This window comes from Streptomyces sp. NPDC023541, assembly GCF_055559995.1.
Genome location: NZ_JBVHJO010000002.1, coordinates 736,200 through 754,050 on the forward strand (window position 1 = coordinate 736,200; position 17,851 = coordinate 754,050).

15 protein-coding genes are annotated in these 17,851 nt (G+C 70.9%); 8 read left to right on the forward strand and 7 right to left on the reverse strand.

Annotated elements, in window-relative coordinates; translation table 11 throughout:
- The first annotated feature begins 279 nt into the window (after positions 1-279).
- From ACZ3X1_RS07375 to ACZ3X1_RS07395, 5 genes are all read left to right on the forward strand, one after another.
- On the forward strand, positions 280-1,098 hold the full coding sequence (locus ACZ3X1_RS07375) for a TraR/DksA family transcriptional regulator (RefSeq protein ID WP_467277491.1): 819 nt from the start codon (positions 280-282) through the stop codon (positions 1,096-1,098).
- Positions 1,099-1,250: 152 nt separating this feature from the next.
- A complete protein-coding gene (gene lspA / locus ACZ3X1_RS07380) occupies positions 1,251-1,811 on the forward strand; it encodes a signal peptidase II (RefSeq protein WP_356813203.1) in 561 nt (186 codons plus the stop codon).
- Positions 1,812-1,852: 41 nt separating this feature from the next.
- Positions 1,853-2,794 carry an RluA family pseudouridine synthase gene (locus ACZ3X1_RS07385; protein WP_362635456.1) on the forward strand — a complete coding sequence of 314 codons (942 nt, stop codon included), beginning with the start codon at positions 1,853-1,855 and terminating at the stop codon, positions 2,792-2,794.
- On the forward strand, positions 2,791-3,258 hold the full coding sequence (locus tag ACZ3X1_RS07390) for a GNAT family N-acetyltransferase (RefSeq protein WP_356813205.1): 468 nt from the start codon (positions 2,791-2,793) through the stop codon (positions 3,256-3,258). Before ACZ3X1_RS07385 ends, ACZ3X1_RS07390 begins: the two co-directional genes overlap by 4 nt.
- A gap of 291 nt (positions 3,259-3,549) precedes the next feature.
- Positions 3,550-5,142: a Na+/H+ antiporter gene (locus tag ACZ3X1_RS07395; RefSeq protein ID WP_467277502.1), complete on the forward strand. Its 1,593-nt coding sequence runs from the start codon at positions 3,550-3,552 to the stop codon at positions 5,140-5,142.
- A 99-nt stretch (positions 5,143-5,241) separates the two neighbouring features.
- Here ACZ3X1_RS07395 and ACZ3X1_RS07400 read toward each other — a convergent pair whose 3' ends face one another.
- A complete protein-coding gene (locus ACZ3X1_RS07400; RefSeq protein WP_356813207.1) occupies positions 5,242-5,763 on the reverse strand; it encodes an SRPBCC family protein in 522 nt (173 codons plus the stop codon).
- A gap of 63 nt (positions 5,764-5,826) precedes the next feature.
- Here ACZ3X1_RS07400 and ACZ3X1_RS07405 point away from each other — a divergent pair, with 63 nt between their 5' ends.
- Positions 5,827-6,408, forward strand: coding sequence for a TetR/AcrR family transcriptional regulator (locus ACZ3X1_RS07405; protein WP_356813208.1), 582 nt, complete (start codon positions 5,827-5,829; stop codon positions 6,406-6,408).
- Here ACZ3X1_RS07405 and ACZ3X1_RS07410 read toward each other — a convergent pair.
- The gene (locus ACZ3X1_RS07410; RefSeq protein WP_467277510.1) at positions 6,405-7,457 is read right to left on the reverse strand and encodes a mechanosensitive ion channel family protein; all 1,053 of its coding nucleotides are present in this window, start codon (positions 7,455-7,457) and stop codon (positions 6,405-6,407) included. The two genes, ACZ3X1_RS07405 and ACZ3X1_RS07410, sit on opposite strands and share 4 nt — an antisense overlap.
- A 63-nt stretch (positions 7,458-7,520) precedes the next feature.
- Here ACZ3X1_RS07410 and ACZ3X1_RS07415 point away from each other — a divergent pair, with 63 nt between their 5' ends.
- On the forward strand, positions 7,521-8,090 hold the full coding sequence (locus tag ACZ3X1_RS07415; RefSeq protein ID WP_356813211.1) for a dienelactone hydrolase family protein: 570 nt from the start codon (positions 7,521-7,523) through the stop codon (positions 8,088-8,090).
- 66 nt (positions 8,091-8,156) lie between these two features.
- Here ACZ3X1_RS07415 and ACZ3X1_RS07420 read toward each other — a convergent pair whose 3' ends face one another.
- The 5 genes from ACZ3X1_RS07420 to ACZ3X1_RS07440 all read right to left on the reverse strand — a co-directional run bounded on the left by ACZ3X1_RS07420 (position 8,157) and on the right by ACZ3X1_RS07440 (position 14,092).
- Entirely contained in the window at positions 8,157-9,104 is a 948-nt protein-coding gene (locus ACZ3X1_RS07420) for a zinc metalloprotease (protein ID WP_356813232.1), read from the reverse strand.
- Positions 9,105-9,346: 242 nt separating this feature from the next.
- Complete coding sequence (locus ACZ3X1_RS07425; protein ID WP_356813212.1) at positions 9,347-11,008, reverse strand: alkaline phosphatase D family protein; 1,662 nt, start codon at positions 11,006-11,008, stop codon at positions 9,347-9,349.
- A 129-nt stretch (positions 11,009-11,137) separates the two neighbouring features.
- Complete coding sequence (locus ACZ3X1_RS07430) at positions 11,138-11,932, reverse strand: DsbA family protein (protein WP_356813213.1); 795 nt, start codon at positions 11,930-11,932, stop codon at positions 11,138-11,140.
- 58 nt (positions 11,933-11,990) lie between these two features.
- The gene (locus ACZ3X1_RS07435) at positions 11,991-12,677 is read right to left on the reverse strand and encodes a hypothetical protein (RefSeq protein ID WP_467277515.1); all 687 of its coding nucleotides are present in this window, start codon (positions 12,675-12,677) and stop codon (positions 11,991-11,993) included.
- Between the two features lie 89 nt (positions 12,678-12,766).
- Positions 12,767-14,092 carry a DUF2252 domain-containing protein gene (locus ACZ3X1_RS07440; RefSeq protein WP_356813215.1) on the reverse strand — a complete coding sequence of 442 codons (1,326 nt, stop codon included), beginning with the start codon at positions 14,090-14,092 and terminating at the stop codon, positions 12,767-12,769.
- A 171-nt stretch (positions 14,093-14,263) separates the two neighbouring features.
- Here ACZ3X1_RS07440 and dnaE point away from each other — a divergent pair, with 171 nt between their 5' ends.
- A complete protein-coding gene (dnaE, locus tag ACZ3X1_RS07445; protein WP_356813216.1) occupies positions 14,264-17,806 on the forward strand; it encodes a DNA polymerase III subunit alpha in 3,543 nt (1,180 codons plus the stop codon).
- Positions 17,807-17,851 lie beyond the last annotated feature (45 nt).

The window sequence follows — 17,851 nt, forward strand, 5'->3', positions numbered from 1 at the left end:
CGAGGCCCGCGGCCACGGCGTGGCGGGGGTGCGGCCTCGGGGGACGCGAGCGGGGCCGGAGCCGGGTCCGGCGCAGGGCCCGGGGTGACCCGAACGGGCCATCGGCGCCGTCGCGGGATCGGGTGGGGCGGGAGTGGCGGATTACCGGGCCTCGGGATGGGCACAACGGATGCAGGTTGACCTCGACGGATGCGTGCCCCGTTGCCGCGGGGGCGGAGCCGATTTATCGTTCCGGCACGATTCGCGAGCAATATCACAGTATGTGAAGGGGCCGCGGCCATGGTGGCGAAGAAGACAGCGGTCTCCGGGGACCCGGCTCCCGCCAAGAAGGCGACGGCGGCCCGAAAGGCGACCGCCAAGAAGGCTCCGGCGAAGAAGGCATCGGCGAACAAGACGGCCACGGCGAACAGCACGGCCGCGGCGGGCAAGACGGCGGCATCGGGCAAGGCGGCGGCCGGCAAGGCCGCGGCCGACAAGGCGACCGCGGCCGGGAAGAAGACGACCGCAGTCAAGAAGACGACCGCCGTCGAGAAGCGGACGGCCACGGCCAACAAGGCCGGGGCCGAGGGGGCGGCGCACGCCGCGAAGGAGACGGGAGTCCGGAACGTGGTTGCCAAGAAGAGCACCGGTGCGGCGAGGAAGACGGCTGAGGCCGCCACCAGCGGGCTGCCCAAGACCCGGGTCACGGCGGCCGCCGCCCCCGGGGAACTCGCCGTACGTCCCGGGGAGGACCCCTGGACGCCCCAGGAGGTCGAGGAGGCCCGCGAGGAGCTGACGTCGGAGGTGCTGCGGCTGCGCGCCGAGCTGGACGCCTCGGAGGTGGCCATCTCGGGCCTGATGAGGGACTCGGGCGACGGCGCCGGCGACGACCAGGCCGACACGGGCACGAAGAACATCACCCGGGAGTCCGAGCTGGCACTCGCCGCCAACGCCAGCTCGATGCTGGAGCAGACCGAGCGGGCCCTGGAACGGCTGGAGGCGGGCACGTACGGGCTCTGCGAGAGCTGCGGGCAGCCCATCGGCAAGGCCAGGATGCAGGCCTTCCCGCGGGCCACGCTGTGCGTGGACTGCAAGCAGAAGCAGGAGCGGCGGCACTAGGGGGTGCCTTGCCGATCAGGCCGGACCAGGGAGCGCGGGTGCCCGCGGAGGCGGAGGGCGGAGGCGGGGCGGGCGCTGTGCGGGGGCCCTGACGTACCCTCGTCTGGTCAGGGTCCAGGAGAAGCCTGGGTCGGCTAGTTCGAGGGACTCACGTGGCAGAGGCGGAGCGCATCATCGGTACGCCGGAGGTCGGGGACGACGCCCAGCCGGAGTCGGCCGCGCCCAAGGGGCGCCGCCGGATCGCGGCACTGCTCGTCGTGGCGGTGCTCGCCTACCTGCTGGACCTCGGCACCAAGATGCTGGTCGTGGCGAAGCTGGAGCACCAGCCGCCGATCGAGATCATCGGTGACCTGCTGAAGTTCGAGGCGGTCCGCAACCCGGGCGCCGCGTTCGGCTTCGGCGAGGCCTTCACCATCATCTTCACCGCCATCGCGGCGGCCGTGATCGTGGTGATCGTGCGCCTGGCCCGCAAGCTCTACAGCCTGCCCTGGGCCATCGCCCTCGGTCTGCTGCTGGGCGGTGCGCTGGGCAACCTGACCGACCGGATCTTCCGTTCGCCGGGCGTGTTCCGCGGGGCTGTCGTCGACTTCATCGCGCCGGCCCACTTCGCCGTCTTCAACATCGCCGACTCGGCGATCGTGTGCGGCGGCATCCTCATCGTGCTGCTGTCGTTCAAGGGCCTGGACCCGGACGGCACCGTCCACAAGGACTGATCGCGGGACGGCCCGTCCGCCCCGTCCTGCATACTCGACGGGTGAGTACGATTCCCGAGATCCGCACCCTGCCCGTTCCCGATGGCCTCGAAGGCGAGCGCGTCGACGCCGTCATCGCCCGTATGTTCGGTTTCTCCCGGACCAAGGCGGCCGAGCTCGCGGCCGAGGGGAAGGTGTCGGTCGACGGCAGCGTCGTCGGGAAGTCCGAGCGCGTGCACGGCGGCGCCTGGCTCGAAGTCGAGATGCCCGCGCCGCCGCGGCCCGTCGAAGTCGTGGCCGAGCCGGTCCCGGGCATGGAGATCGTCCACGACGACGACGACATCGTCGTCATCATGAAGCCCGTGGGCGTCGCCGCCCACCCGAGCCCCGGCTGGACCGGCACCACCGTCATCGGCGGCCTCGCCGCCGCGGGCTACCGCATCTCCACCTCCGGCGCGTCCGAGCGCCAGGGCATCGTGCACCGCCTCGACGTCGGCACGTCCGGCCTGATGGCCGTCGCAAAGTCCGAGCGCGCGTACACCTCGCTGAAGAACCAGTTCCGCGAGCGGGTCGTCGACAAGCGCTACCACGCGCTGGTGCAGGGCCACCCCGACCCGATGAGCGGCACGATCGACGCGCCGATCGGCCGCCACCCGAGTGCCGACTACAAGTGGGCGGTGACCCAGGACGGCAAGGCCTCCGTCACCCACTACGACCTGATCGAGGCCTTCCGCGCCGCCTCGCTGCTGGACATCAAGCTGGAGACGGGCCGTACGCACCAGATCCGCGTGCACATGTCCGCGCACCGCCACCCGTGCGTCGGCGACCTGACCTACGGCGCCGACCCGACCGTCGCGAAGCGGCTCGGCCTGGCCCGCCAGTGGCTGCACGCGGTCCGGCTGGGCTTCGAGCACCCGGCGGACGGGCAGTGGGTGGAGTTCGAGAGCACCTACCCGGCCGACCTCCAGCACGCCCTCGACGTGATCCGCGCCGAGAGCGAGTGACCTCGCCGGTCGAGGTCCGGGTCGCCGTCTCGCAGGAGGACCTGAAGGCCTGCTTCGCGGTGCGGTCCGAGGTCTTCGTGGCCGAGCAGTCGGTGCCGGAGTCGATCGAGTACGACGCGTACGACGCGGGCGCGGTGCACGTCCTGGCCGTGGACGCCGACGGGACCCCCCTGGGCACGGGCCGCCTGCTGCACGGGCCGGCGGCCCTCGGCGCGACGGGCGTCCCGGCGGCCGGCGTGCTGGGCCGGCTGGCCGTCGCCCGGTCCGCGCGCGGACTGGGTGTGGGGAGGCTGCTGGTCCGAGCGATCGAGGCGGAGGCCGCCCGGCTGGGGCTGACCTCGGTCGACCTCGGCGCGCAGACGCATGCGCTGGGCTTCTACGAGCGGCTCGGGTATGTGGCCCACGGCCCGGAGTTCCAGGACGCGGGCATTCCCCACCGCGCGATGCGCCGCCCCCTCCCGTAGCCCTGCGGCCCGCCCGCCGGGACTCCGTGTCCGCGCCTCGAAGGCCGGCGGGGCTGGATGTGGCTGAGCTGCACGGGACGTTTTGCCCGGGGCCGGCTACCACGCTGCGGCAGTTGCGGCCCGTGCGGCGTTCGAACGAGGAGCGGGTTCGGCGGCCGGAGCCCCGGCTTCTCGGCCCCGCCGGCGGTGGCGGCGAGCGGGTCGGCCGGGGCGGAGCCTCGCGGGGGTCGACACGCGGGGCCGGCGCAGTCACCGCCCGGGCCGAGCGCGGCGGCCTGGCAGGGTGGGGGAGTGGATCAGCTCGCTCTGCTCTTCGTGCTCCTCCTCGGGGCCGTGGTCATGGTGCCGCTCGGGGACCGGCTGGGGCTGCCCGCGCCGGTCCTGATGACCCTCGGCGGGGTGGTCCTCGCCCTGGTGCCGGCCGTGCCGGAGGTCGAGGTCCCGCCCGAGTTCATCCTGCCGCTGGTGCTGCCGCCGCTGCTGTACGCCTCCGTGCAGCGGACCTCGTGGCGGCAGTTCGCCGCGAACGTGCGGCCGATCCTGCTGCTGGCCGTGGCCCTGGTGTTCGTCACGACCGCAGCCGTGGCCGCCGTCGCCTATTCCGTGGTGCCCGCGCTGCCGCTCGCCGCCGCCGTCGCGCTCGGCGCGCTCGTGGCCCCGCCCGACCCGGTCGCCGCCACCGCCGTCGCCGGATCGCTCGGGCTGCCGCGCCGCATGGTGTCGATCCTGGAGGGCGAGGGGCTCTTCAACGACGTGACGGCCATCGTGCTCTACCACGTGGCGATCGCCGCCGCCGTCAGCGGCAGCTTCTCCTGGCCCGACGCGCTCGGCGAGTTCGTGCTGTCCGCCGTCGTCGCCGTGGTCGTCGGCCTGGCCCTCGGCTGGACCACCCACCGGCTGATGGGCCGGCTCGGCGACGCCACCCTCCAGATCGGCCTGACGCTGCTGGTGCCGTTCGTGTCGTACGTGGTCGCCGAGGAACTCCACGGGTCCGGGGTGCTGGCCGTGCTGACGACGGCCCTGTTCCTCGCCGAGTACGCCTCCGACGCCGACGACGTGCTGGGACGCCTGGCCGGGCACACCTTCTGGGAGGTCGTGGACACGCTGGTCACCGGCGTGGCCTTCGGTCTGATCGGGCTGGAGCTCCACAACGTCTTCGGGACGGCCCGGGACCGCGCGTGGCAGATGGCCGGCTGGGCGGCGGTCGTCGTCGCGGTGGTGGTCGGCGTACGGCTGGCGTGGCTGCTGCCGGCCGGGTGGCTCGCCAAGAAACTGCACCAGCGGCGCGATTACGACGAGGAGATCCCGCTCAGCTGGCGTGAGAGCGTCGTGATGTGGTGGGCGGGGATGCGCGGGGTGGCCTCGGTGGCCCTGGCCCTGGCCGTTCCCCTGAAGACGGACTCCGGCGAGCCCTTCCCGGCGCGGGACGAGATCATCTTCATCGCGTTCGCGGTGATCATGGTGACCCTGGTGTGCCAGGGGCTGACCCTGCCGTGGCTGGTGCGGCGCCTGGGCGTGGAGGAGGACACCGACGCCAGGCGGGACGCCGAGCGGCAGCTGGCGATCCGCGCCGCCAAGGCCGCGAAGCGGCGGCTGAAGGAGATCGAGGAGGCCGAGGAGCTGCCGGAGGACCTGATCGAGCAGCTGAGCCGGCGCGCGTACGACGTGGGGGCCAGGATCAGCCCGGACATGGTCGACGAGGAACGGCGCGAGGCGTACGCGCAGCGCGTGCAGCGGCTCCGCGACGTCCAGCGGATCCAGCGGGAGATGATGTCGGCCGCCCGCCACGAGGTGCTGGCCGCCCGCAGCGAACCCGGCTCCGACCCGGAGGTCGTCGACCGGGTGCTGCGGCACCTCGACGTACGCAGCCTGCGCGCGCCCTGAGTCGTGTCGTCAAAGTTCCCGCCTGGGCGGCGCCACTTTGACGAGACTCCCTGGCTGTGATCGACCACGAGCGTTGTCGGGTGCGGGCGGCTGCCGACGCTATTTCGCGGACACTCCCGGGCGGGCCCCCGTCACCAGGCGTTCGAGGCCCCGCAGGAAGCGGACGTACGGGGACCAGCGGGCCCGGTGGGCGATGGTGCCCGTGCAGGCCAGTTCGGCGCGGTCCAGGCAGTCCTCCAGCACGGCGTCGTGCGCCGGGCGGTAGGCCAGCGGCCAGGTGACGCGGCTGACGCCGCTGACGGTCATCGCGAGGGTGTGCCGCAGCACGGTCCGCTCCGCGTCGGCGGGCAGTGCGGTGAACTCGTGGAAGCCGTGGAACCCGCGGGGCCCGGTGAAGGCGAAGCGCACCCAGGTCCCCGGCACGTACGCGGCCACCGTGTAGCGCACCGGCCCGTGGCCGCCCGCCGCCCCGACGGCCAGGGGGCGGTCGAGCTCCATCTCCTCCCACAGGCGGGCCGGCCACAGCCGGTCGTCCTCACCGCCGGCCAAGGTGTCGATGAGTGCGCCGACCTCCCTCTGCCCGGCCGTCAGCAGGCGTTCGTGCACGTTGAAGACGCCCATGGGTCCTCCCCTCCAGATTATTAGAGATGGGTCTCTAATAATCTGGAGGGTACTCTCTGATTCATGGCGAGACCACCCCGCTTCGACATCGACCAGATCCTCGACGCCGCCGTGCGGCTGGCCGCCTCGGCCGGACCGGGCGGTGTGACCATGTCCGCCGTCGCCCAGGCGATCGGCGCGCCGAGCGGTTCCATGTACCACCGCTTCGCCGGGCGCACCGCCCTGCTCGCCGAGGTGTGGCTGCGGACCGTCGAGCGGTTCCAGGAGGGCTATCTCGCCGGCCTCCACGGCGAGGCCGATCCGCTCACGGCCGCCCGCAGGGCCGCCCGCCACGTCGTTTCCTGGAGCCGAGCCCAGCCCGAGGAGGCGGCGCTCCTCCTCTACGGCGCGGCGGAGTTCGGCCGCGCCGACTGGTCCGAGGAGCACACCCGGCGCGCCGACTCCGGCAACGAGCGCGTCTACGCCGCCATCGGCGAACTCGCCGCGGCCCTCGGGGCCGCGGACGACCGGGGCCGGGACCGGATCACCCTGGCCCTGATCGACCTGCCCCTCTCGGTCGTCCGCCGGCACATGCGCGCCGGAGCGCCACTGCCGCCGCACGCCGAGGACCTCGCCGAGGAGTGCGCGGCGGCGCTGCTGGCCTAGGGACTGTCCGGGGCGGGGGGTGCCTGGGCGATGGCGATGCGGGGGAGCGCGTAGGGGTGGTGGTCGGCCAGCCACGTGATCAGCCGCTCGCGGACCGCGCAGCGCAGCGTCCAGAGGTCGTCGGCGTCCTTGGCCGTGACCACCCCGCGGATCTGGACCGTGTGCGGTGTGGTGTCCGTCACGGCCAGGCCGCCGCCGCGTCCGTCCCATTCGGGGAGTTCCTCCAGGATCTGCTGGAACCGCTCCCGCATCAGGCCCACGGGGGCGCTGTGGTCCAGGTGCCAGAAGACCGTGCCGGTCATCTGCGCGCCGCCGCGCGACCAGTTCTCGTACGGCTTGCTCGTGAAATACGACACAGGCATCGTGATGCGGCGCTCGTCCCAGGTGCGGACGGTCAGGAAGGTCAGGGTGATCTCCTCGACGCGGCCCCACTCCTTGTCGACCACCACGGTGTCGCCGATGCGGACGGTGTCGCCGAAGGCGATCTGCAGGCCGGCGAAGAGGTTGCCCAGCGAGGACTGCGCGGCGATGCCCACCACGATGCCGAGGACTCCCGCCGAGGCCAGCACCGAGGCGCCGACCGCACGCATCGGCGGGAAGGTCAGCAGCATCGCCGCCGCGGCGACCACGACCACCACCGCGGCGACCACCCGCTGGATCAGCGTGACCTGGGTGCGCACCCGGCGGACCCGGGCCTCGTCCTCGGTCACCGCCGCGTAGCGCGCGTACGTGGAGTCGACGGCGGCCGTCGCGATGCGTACCGCCAGCCAGGCCGCCGAGGCGATGAGCACCAGGGTGAGGAAGCGGCCGACGCCGACGGGATGGTCGGGCAGGACGCCCGCCCAGCGGTAGGAGCCCCGCAGCAGGGTGGCGCAGAGCACCACCTGGAAGGGGAGCCGGCAACGGCGCAGCAGTCCCCACAGGGGGGTCTCGGGGTGCCGGGCGTCGGCCCGGCACAGCAGCAGGTCGAGCAGCCGGCCCGCGATCAGGGTGGCGACCAGCGAGCCGCCGATGACCGTCATGGGGCGCAGGAAGTTCTCGGTCTCCATGGGGATGAAACGTAGCGGGAGCCGTGGCGTGGCAGGGCCTGGGACGGCTGGCACGATGGAGGCATGAACATCATGCTTTTCCATTCGACGTACGGGCTGCGGCCCGCCGTGCACGCGGCGGCCGACCGGCTGCGCGCGGCCGGTCACCAGGTCCGGGTTCCGGACCTTTTCGAGGGGCGCACCTTCGAGACCGTCGAGGAGGGCATGGCCCACCGGGACGGGATCGGCCGTGACGAGCTGCTGAAGCGGGCGGTGCTGGCCTCGGCCCCGCACTCCGACCAGGGACTGGTCTACGCGGGCTTCTCCTTCGGCGGTTCCCTCGCCCAGCACTTGGCGCTGGCCGACGAGAAGGCGCGCGGGCTGCTCCTGCTGCACGGGACGGCGGACCTGGAGGACGGCGCCTCGGTGGACGAACTCCCGGTGCAGCTGCACATTGCGGACCCGGACCCCTTCGAGCCGCACGACTGGCTGACGGCCTGGTACCTGCGGATGCAGCGGGCCGGGGCGGACGTCGAGGTCCACAGCTACCCGGGCGCCGGGCACCTGTTCACCGACCCGGGCCTCGACGACTACGACGCCGAGGCGGCGGAGCAGACGTGGAAGACGGCGATCGGCTTCCTCGACAGCCTGTAGCCGCACCCGGCATGGGGGAGGGCCCGGCCCGGCGGATGCCGGACCGGGCCCTCCCCGTCGCTGGGGTCAGCCCGCGCGGTAGGCGGTCCAGTTGCTGCTCATGCGGGCCACCTGGCCGGCGCTGAACTGGTACATGCAGGAGTCGTACGTGTAGTCCATGAAGTTGCGGATCGGGTCCGCGCCGGGCTTGCTGGCGCAGCTGTCGCGCCCGGTCGGGCACTCGTACGCGGCGCTCTTCTCGGCCGGGGTGTCGGAGACGTAGTCGCCGTTGCCGTTACAGCCGCCCTGGAAGGTGTGGTACAGCCCGAGCCAGTGGCCGACTTCGTGGGTGGCGGTGTCGCCCTCGTTGTAGTTGGCGGAGGAACCGCCGGGCAGCGAGGTGTCGAGCACGACCACGCCGTCCATCTTGGGGCTGGACGCGTAGGAGGTCGGGAAGGTGGCCCAGCCGAGCAGGCCGCCGGAGAGCTTGGCGGTGTAGAAGTTGAGCGCGCCCGGGCCGCCCTGGCGCAGGGTGTTCTTCATGTCCTTCTCGGCCTGGGAGCCGGAGGCCAGGTTGTACCAGGACGCGTTGTCCGTGTAGTCGGTCGACGCCAGGGTGAACTGGAAGTTCGTGTTGACGTTGCCGGTGCCCTGGCCGCCGTAGGCGGCGTTGAGGACCGCGAGCTGCTTGCTCACGTCGGTGGCCGTGAGCTTGCCGGCCGCGCCGGAGTGCACGACGTGGAAGTACACGGGGATGTTCACGACGGCCTCGGCGGCGGCGAGGCTGCGCTGCGGCTGGTTCTTGAGGGCCTTGTCCAGCTTCGACTTGAGGTCGGCGTCCATGGCCTTGGCCTGCGCGTCGGTGAGCTCGTTCGGCTCGTCCGCGTGCTCGTCGTGGGTGCGGGTCACGCGGGCGTTGGCGGGTGCGGTGGCCTGGTCGGCGCACACCTCGGCGGGGGTCTTGGCGGCCGCGAGCGTGGTGGGGGCGGCAAGCGGGGTGAAAGCCAGGGTTCCGGCCAGAACCGCCGTGCCCATCAGGCGGCGGCGGAGAAGGGGGGATATGCGGGCGTTCGCGCGCACGTGTGCTCCTCGCGGGTGGGGGGTGGTGGGGGGTGGTGGCCTGAAGGATCTTCTTCAGCTGGCGCGAAGCTTATGTGTGCATGACATATTCAGGTCAAGTGTCTTGCGTAAAAGATTTGTTGCTTCGAACGCACAAGGGGCGTCTGGTATGTACCAGGCGCCCCTTGCGGCAGAAGATTTGACGGTCAATCAGGCAATCAGCGAACGGGCTGGTAGGCGCGCTCCACCTTCTGGGTCCCGTTCAGGGTCCGGTAGGAGCGGGACCATTCGGACGTGGCGCCGGGCCGGCGCTTGTCGGACACCACGTAGTAGTCCATCTGCGAGCGCTCCGGCGTCACGTCCAGCACGCCGTAGCCGTGCGCGTCCATGTCGAGCCACTTCACGTGCCAGTTGGCGGCCTTGATGGCGGATTCGGCCACCAGTGAGACCGTGTCCGGCAGCACGTGCAGTATGTCGTCGAGGTTGTCGGAGGTCACCGACGTGACGACGAACTCGGTCGCCGCCGTGCCCGAGCCCGGGTAGGTGGCCATGTTCACCGGGACCTCGTTCGCCCAGGCCATGTGGATGTCGCCGGTCAGGAACACCGTGTTCTTGACGTTCCGGGCCTTCAGGTGGCCCAGCAGCTCCTTGCGGTCGTCCGTGTACCCGTCCCACTGGTCCACGTTGATCGCGATGCCGCCCTCGGGCAGGCCGAGCAGCTTGGCGAGCGGTGCCAGCAGGTGGGCGGGCAGCGAGCCGAAGGCCACCGGCGAGATCATCACCGAGGTGCCGACCAACTTCCAGGTCGCGTCGGAGCCCGCGAGGCCCGACTTGAGCCAGTCCAGCTGGGCGCGCCCGGTGATGCTGCGCTCCGGGTCGTCCACCGCGCCGCTGCCGACCTCGGCCTGCTGCGAGCGGAAGGAGCGCAGGTCCAGCAGGTGGAGGTCGGCGAGGGTGCCGAACCGCAGTCTGCGGTAGACGGTCCCGGCGGTCGAGGTCCGTACCGGCATCCACTCGAAGTACGCCTGCTTGGCCGCCTCGGCGCGGGCCGCCCAGTCGCCCTCGGCGCCCGGGGTGTGGTTCTCGGCGCCGCCGGACCACATGTCGTTCGCGAACTCGTGGTCGTCCCAGATGGCTATGACGGGGTGCGCGTGGTGCAGGGCCTGGAGGTCGGCGTCCGTCTTGTACTTGCCGTGCCGGGCGCGGTAATCGGCCAGCGAGACGATCTCGTGCTTCGGCTCGTGCTGGCGGACGGTGTACTTCGCCTCCGGGTAGCCCCCGGACTGGTACTCGTAGATGTAGTCGCCCAGGTGCAGGACCGCGTGCAGGTCCGTACGGGCGGCCAGGTGGCGGTAGGCCGAGAAGTAGCCGGACTCCCAGTTGGCGCAGGAGACCACGCCGAAGCGGACGCCCGGGGTGGTCACGTCGTGGCCGGGGGTGGTCAGCGTGCGTCCGACGGGGGAGACGGCCGAGTCGGCGGTGAACCGGTACCAGTACGGCGTCTGCGGCCGGAGTCCGCGCACGTCGACCTTGACCGTGTGGTCGGCGGCGGCGCTCGCGGTGACGGTTCCCCGGGCGACGACCCGGGAGAAGGCCTGGTCGGAGGCCACCTCCCAGCCCACCTGGACGGCCGGGCCGAGGCCGGAGCCGGGGACGGCCTCGGGGGTGGGGGTGAGGCGGGTCCACAACAGGACGCCGTCGGGCAGCGGATCACCCGAGGCGACGCCGTGCAGGAAGGCGGAGGCGGTGCCCGCCGCGTGGGCGGTTCCGGAGCCCAAGGAGGCGAGGGGGGCCAGCGTGGCCGTGGCCGCCGCGGCGAGAACGACCGTGCGGCGCCGGGGCGTTGCCGCGGTCTGGGAAGGGGTGAGATGACTGGTCACGGCCGGTCATATTACCGACGGGTACACCCCGTCGAACAGATGTAGGAACGCAACGGGCGGGCGAACTCTGGGAGTTCGCCCGCCCGTTGGTGCGGCCGGTCCGGAAGGCCATCTCCCGGAATGCCCGGATCAGCCCTGCAGGGCCTTGTCGATCGCCGCCGTGAACTGCTCCGCCGTCTGCGGGGTGTCGATCTTCTTGCCGTCCATCTTCAGGGTCGGCGTACCCTTCACACCGGACTTGTCGAAGGCCTTCGACATCTCCAGCGCCCACCGGTCGTACGTGCCGTCCTCGACGGCCTTCTTGAACTCGGCGTTGCCCTTGAGCGCCGGGACGGTGTCCGCGACCTTCAGCAGGTAGTCGTCCTTGGCGAAGCTGTCGACGGTCTCCTCGGGGTGCTGCTCCTTGGAGTACAGCGCCCCCTTGTACTGCAGGAAGGCCTCCGGGCTGACGTTCAGCGCCGCGCCCAGCGCGCTCAGCGCGTTCTTGGAGCCCTCGCCCTTGACCGCGTTGTCGATGAAGGTGGCGCCGACGTACTGGAGCTTGTACTTGCCCGCGTCGACGTCCTTCTTGATCTGCTCGCCGGCCGCCTGCTCGAAGGCGGCGCAGGCCGGGCAGCGCGAGTCCTCGTACAGCTCCAGGGTCTTCTTCGCGTCGGCCTTGCCGACGACGACCGTGGTGCCGTCCTCGCCCTCGGTGTTCTTCGGCTTGACCAGCTCGGCCTTGGCGGCCTTCTCCCAGTAGTCGGGCTCATTGGCCTTCATGACCCCGTAGGCGATGCCGCCGGCCAGCCCCAGGGCGGCGACGACTCCGACGCCCACTATGAGCTGCCGGCGGATCTTGTCCCTCTTGGCCTGGGCCTCGCGCTCGGCGCGCAGCCGCTCGCGGGCCGCCGCCTTGTTCGCCTGGCTGTTGCGTGAACTCATGGTGATCTCCGTGGGACGTGATGTGTGAAGACGTGTGGAGGGGACTGCCGTACGTGCGTCAGGCGCGCGCGAGCGCACCGGGCACGGGGGGTCCCCGCCGTCCCACGGAGTGTGCGGGGAAGCGCGTAGGGGCCCCGGCACCCGCCGGGACCGGCCGAAGCGCCCGCCGCGCCGGCCCGCAGGCCACCGCGACGGCGGCCGCCGCCAGCCGCAGCGGCCGGAACGCGAAGGCCGCCACCGCCCGCACCAGCCGGCCCAGCGCGCGCTCCCCGTGGCGCAGCCAGGCGGCGGCGAGCAGTCCCACCGAGACGTGTGCGCCGAGCAGCAGCCACGGGGTGTAGGGCCCCGGAGAGGCCAGCAGCGCGGCGGCGTCGGCGGGCCCGGCCACCTCGGTCAGCGGCCCGCCCACCGGGGCGCCCCCGCACAGCTCCTCCAGGCCCATGGCGCGCAGCGGCCCCGAGACGGGGCCGCCGGCCGGGCCGTAGCAGAGGTGCTGGCCGGTGGTGAAGACGGTGTCGGCCGCCAGCTCCAGCGGTACGAGGAGCCCCGCGATGGGGCCGAAGCCCCGCTCGCGGCCCGCGAGGGCGTAGGCGATCACGAACACGCCCGCGAAGGCCCCGCCCACCAGCACGGGCGGCAGCGGGACCTGTGACATCAGGACGTGCGAGCCGGACGAGAGCAGCACGACGAGCGCGCTGAACAGCGCGGCCCGCAGCCCTCTGAGTCCCGTCCCGGAAAAGTCCATCCTCGCGAGTGTGCCACGTGTTCCTGTGGGAGCCGGTTCAGGGGCGTCCCGCCGATCGTGCCGGGCTCGGCCTGATCGACAAGGCACCCCTAGGGGGTGAGGCGCCCGTTGCGGAACAGGTCCACGAAGATCTGGTGGTCGGCGCGCGCCCGGGCCCCGTAGGCGTGCGAGAAGTCCACGAGCAGCTCCGCGAAGCCCTCCTCGTCCGCCGCGATGGCCGCGTCGATGGCCCGCTCGGTGGAGAACGGCACCAGGGACTGCCCGCTCTCCGCCTCGTCGGCCGACGCGTGCATGGTCGCCGTGGCCCGGCCGAGGTCCGCGACGACCGCCGCGATCTCCTCCGGGTCGTCGAGGTCCGACCAGTCCAGGTCCACCGCGTAGGGGGAGACCTCCGCGACGAGCTGGCCCGCCCCGTCCAGCTCGGTCCAGCCCAGCCACGGGTCGGCGTGGGCTTGGAGCGCCCGCTGCGAGATCACCGTGCGGTGCCCCTCGTGCCGGAAGTAGTCCCGCACCGCCCGGTCGGTGATGTGCCGGGACACCGCCGGGGTCTGCGCCTGCTTGAGGTAGATCACGACGTCGTTCTCCAGGGCGTCGCTGTGCCCCTCCAGCAGGACGTTGTAGGAGGGCAGGCCCGCGGAGCCGATGCCGACGCCCCGGCGGCCCACCACGTCCTTGACCCGGTAGGAGTCGGGCCGCACCAGCGACTCGTCGGGGAGCGTCTCCAGATACCCGTCGAAGGCGGCCAGCACCTTGTAGCGGGTCGCGGCGTCCAGCTCGACGGATCCGCCGCCGGACGTGAAGCGGCGCTCGTAGTCCCGTATCTCCGTCATCGAGTCCAGCAGCGAGAAGCGCGTGCGGGAGCGGGCCGAGCGCAGGGCGCCCAGCAGCGGGCCCTCGGCGGTGTCCAGGGTGAAAGAGGGCACCTCTTCGTTCTTGGCGCCCGCGGCCAGCCGGTGGATCCGCTCCCGGTAGGCGCCCGCGTAGGTCCGCACCAGCTCGCTTATCTGGTCGTCGCTGAGCGCCTTGGTGTAGCCGATCAGCGCGACGGAGGCGGCGAAGCGCTTGAGGTCCCAGGTGAAGGGGCCGACATAGGCCTCGTCGAAGTCGTTGACGTTGAAGATCAGCCGGCCGTTGGAGTCCATGTACGTGCCGAAGTTCTCGGCGTGCAGATCGCCGTGGATCCACACCCGGCCCGTCCGCTCGTCCAAGTACGGGCCGCCGTGCCGGTCCCGCTCCAGGTCGGAGTAGAAGAGGCAGGCCGTGCCGCGGTAGAAGGCGAAGGCCGAGGCCGCCATCTTGCGGAACTTGACCTGGAAGGCAGCGGGGTCGGCGGCGAGCAGTTCACCGAATGCGGTGTCGAACACGTCGAGGATCTCTTCGGCGCGCTGCTCGTCGGTCGTCTCGGGGACCGCCATGGCGGGTTCCTCCTGGTGCACGGGTTGTACGGGCTCTGCCGGACTGGACGCCGGACCTGCGCCCCTGGTTCTGCAACGCCCGACCGTACCGCCGCGTGCCCCGGATCTGTCACCCGTGGGACGTAGGATTCAAAGCTGCCCCCCTCCCCCCGCCGCCAGGAGACCAGCGCCGTGACCAAGACGCCGTTCACGCACCTGCACGTCCACACCCAGTACTCGCTGCTGGACGGTGCCGCACGGCTGAAGGACATGTTCAACGCGTGCAACGAGATGGGCATGACGCACATCGCCATGTCCGACCACGGCAACCTGCACGGGGCCTACGACTTCTTCCACTCCGCGCAGAAGGCCGGGATCACGCCGATCATCGGCATCGAGGCGTACGTCGCCCCCGAGTCCCGGCGCAACAAGCGCCGCATCCAGTGGGGCCAGCCCCACCAGAAGCGCGACGACGTCTCCGGCTCCGGCGGTTACACCCACAAGACGATCTGGGCGGCGAACGCCACCGGCCTGCACAACCTCTTCCGGCTGTCCTCCGACGCCTACGCCGAGGGCTGGCTCACGAAGTGGCCGCGCATGGACAAGGAGACCATCAGCAAGTGGTCCGAGGGCCTGATCGCCTCCACCGGCTGCCCCTCCGGTGAGCTGCAGACCCGGCTGCGCCTCGGCCAGTTCGACGAGGCCCTGAAGTCGGCCTCCGAATACCAGGACATCTTCGGCAAGGACCGCTACTTCCTGGAGCTGATGGACCACGGCATCGAGATCGAGCGCCGGGTCCGCGACGGACTGCTGGAGATCGGCAAGAAGCTCGGCATCCCGCCGCTGGTGACGAACGACTCGCACTACACCTACGCCAGCGAGGCCGCCGCCCACGACGCCCTGCTGTGCATCCAGACCGGCAAGAACCTCTCGGACCCCGACCGCTTCCGCTTCGACGGCTCCGGCTACTACCTGAAGTCGACCGACGAGATGTACGCCATCGACTCCTCGGACGCCTGGCAGGAGGGCTGCGCCAACACCAAGCTGGTCGCGGACCAGGTCGACACCGAGGGCATGTTCAAATTCCGGAACCTGATGCCGAAGTTCGACATCCCGGACGGCTACACCGAGGTCACCTGGTTCCGCGAGGAGACCATGCGCGGCATGCACCGCCGCTTCCCCGGGGGCATCCCCGAGGACCGCATGAAGCAGGTCGAGTACGAGATGGACACGATCATCTCGATGGGCTTCCCGGGCTACTTCCTCGTGGTCGCCGACTTCATCATGTGGGCCAAGAACCAGGGCATCGCGGTCGGCCCCGGCCGAGGCTCCGCGGCCGGCTCGATCGTCGCCTACGCCATGGGCATCACCGACCTCGACCCGATCCCGCACGGCCTGATCTTCGAGCGCTTCCTCAACCCCGAGCGCGTCTCCATGCCCGACGTCGACATCGACTTCGACGAGCGCAGGCGCGTCGAGGTGATCCGGTACGTCACGGAGAAGTACGGCCAGGACAAGGTCGCCATGATCGGCACCTACGGCACCATCAAGGCCAAGAACGCGATCAAGGACTCCGCGCGCGTCCTGGGCTACCCGTACGCCATGGGCGACCGCCTCACCAAGGCCATGCCCGCCGACGTCCTCGGCAAGGGCATCCCGCTCTCCGGCATCCTCGACCCCTCGCACCCCCGCTACAGCGAGGCCGGCGAGATCCGCAGCATGTACGAGAACGAGCCCGACGTGAAGAAGGTCATCGACACCGCCCGCGGTGTGGAGGGCCTCGTCCGCCAGATGGGCGTCCACGCCGCAGGCGTGATCATGTCCAGCGAGACGATCACCGACCACGTGCCCGTCTGGGTGCGGCACACCGACGGCGTCACCATCACCCAGTGGGACTACCCGAGCTGCGAGTCGCTCGGCCTGCTGAAGATGGACTTCCTCGGCCTGCGCAACCTCACGATCATGGACGACGCCGTCAAGATGGTGAAGGCCAACAAGGGGATCGACATCGACCTCCTGGCCCTCCCGCTCGACGACCCCAAGACCTTCGAGCTGCTCGGCCGCGGTGACACCCTCGGCGTCTTCCAGTTCGACGGCGGGCCCATGCGCTCCCTGCTGCGCCTGATGAAGCCCGACAACTTCGAAGACATCTCCGCCGTGTCGGCCCTGTACCGCCCGGGCCCGATGGGCATGAACTCGCACACCAACTACGCCCTGCGCAAGAACAAGCAGCAGGAGATCACCCCGATCCACCCCGAGCTGGAGAAGCCGCTCGAAGAGGTGCTCGCGGTCACCTACGGACTGATCGTCTACCAGGAGCAGGTCCAGAAGGCCGCCCAGATCATCGCCGGCTACTCGCTCGGCGAGGCCGACATCCTGCGCCGCGTCATGGGCAAGAAGAAGCCCGAGGAGCTGGCGAAGAACTTCACGATCTTCCAGGAAGGCGCCCGCAAGAACGGCTACAGCGACGAGGCCATCCAGAAGCTCTGGGACGTCCTGGTCCCCTTCGCCGGCTACGCCTTCAACAAGGCCCACTCGGCCGCCTACGGCCTGGTCTCCTACTGGACCGCCTACCTCAAGGCGAACTACCCCGCCGAGTACATGGCGGGTCTGCTCACCTCGGTCAAGGACGACAAGGACAAGTCCGCGATCTACCTGAACGAGTGCCGCCGCATGGGCATCAAGGTGCTCCCGCCGAACGTCAACGAGTCCGAGTCGAACTTCGCCGCCCAGGGCGACGACGTGATCCTCTTCGGCCTCACCGCCGTCCGCAACGTCGGCCAGAACGTCGTCGACTCGATCATCAAGACCAGGAAGGCCAAGGGGAAGTACTCCTCCTTCCCCGACTTCCTGGACAAGGTCGAGGCCGTCGTATGCAACAAGCGGACCATCGAGTCACTGATCAAGGCCGGTGCCTACGACGAGATGGGCCACACCCGCAAGGGCCTGGTCGCCCACCACGAGTCGATGATCGACAACGTGGTCGCCGTCAAGCGCAAGGAGGCCGAGGGACAGTTCGACCTCTTCGGCGGAATGGGTGACGAGGCCGCCGGCGACGAGCCCGGCTTCGGCCTCGACGTGGAGTTCTCCGACGTCGAGTGGGAGAAGTCCTACCTGCTCGCCCAGGAGCGCGAGATGCTCGGCCTCTACGTCTCCGACCACCCGCTCTTCGGCCTGGAGCACGTCCTCTCCGACAAGACCGACGCCGGCATCTCCCAGCTGACCGGCGGCGAGCACTCCGACGGCGCCGTCGTCACCATCGGCGGCATCATCTCCGGCCTCCAGCGCAAGATGACCAAGCAGGGCAACGCCTGGGCCATCGCCACCGTCGAGGACCTGGCCGGCTCCATCGAGTGCATGTTCTTCCCCGCGACCTACCAGCTCGTCTCCACCCAGCTGGTCGAGGACACCGTCGTCTTCGTCAAGGGCCGCCTCGACAAGCGCGAGGACGTCCCCCGCCTGGTCGCCATGGAGATGATGGTTCCCGACCTCTCCTCCGCCGGCACCAACGCCCCCGTGGTCCTCACCATCCCCACCGTCAAGGTCACACCCCCGATGGTGACCCGTCTGGGGGAGATCCTGCGCCACCACAAGGGCAACACCGAGGTGCGGATCAAGCTCCAGGGACCGCGGACCACCACCGTGCTGCGCCTCGACCGGCACCGGGTACAGCCCGACCCGGCCCTCTTCGGAGACCTCAAGGTCCTGCTCGGACCGTCCTGCCTGGCCGGATGACGGCGGCCGCCACACGCACGACGAGGGCCTGCCCGGTACTGCCGG

What these genes read in the sequence shown, in the direction of transcription:
- ACZ3X1_RS07375 (WP_467277491.1), top strand. Translation starts at nt 280, where the DNA reads ATGGTGGCGAAGAAGACAGCGGTCTCCGGGGACCCGGCTCCCGCCAAG.
- ACZ3X1_RS07400 (WP_356813207.1), bottom strand. Translation starts at nt 5,763, where the DNA reads ATGGGCGTCTTCAACGTGCACGAACGCCTGCTGACGGCCGGGCAGAGG.
- ACZ3X1_RS07405 (WP_356813208.1), top strand. Translation starts at nt 5,827, where the DNA reads ATGGCGAGACCACCCCGCTTCGACATCGACCAGATCCTCGACGCCGCC.
- ACZ3X1_RS07410 (WP_467277510.1), bottom strand. Translation starts at nt 7,457, where the DNA reads ATGGAGACCGAGAACTTCCTGCGCCCCATGACGGTCATCGGCGGCTCG.
- ACZ3X1_RS07415 (WP_356813211.1), top strand. Translation starts at nt 7,521, where the DNA reads ATGAACATCATGCTTTTCCATTCGACGTACGGGCTGCGGCCCGCCGTG.
- ACZ3X1_RS07420 (WP_356813232.1), bottom strand. Translation starts at nt 9,104, where the DNA reads ATGGGCACGGCGGTTCTGGCCGGAACCCTGGCTTTCACCCCGCTTGCC.
- ACZ3X1_RS07430 (WP_356813213.1), bottom strand. Translation starts at nt 11,932, where the DNA reads ATGAGTTCACGCAACAGCCAGGCGAACAAGGCGGCGGCCCGCGAGCGG.
- ACZ3X1_RS07435 (WP_467277515.1), bottom strand. Translation starts at nt 12,677, where the DNA reads ATGGACTTTTCCGGGACGGGACTCAGAGGGCTGCGGGCCGCGCTGTTC.
- ACZ3X1_RS07440 (WP_356813215.1), bottom strand. Translation starts at nt 14,092, where the DNA reads ATGGCGGTCCCCGAGACGACCGACGAGCAGCGCGCCGAAGAGATCCTC.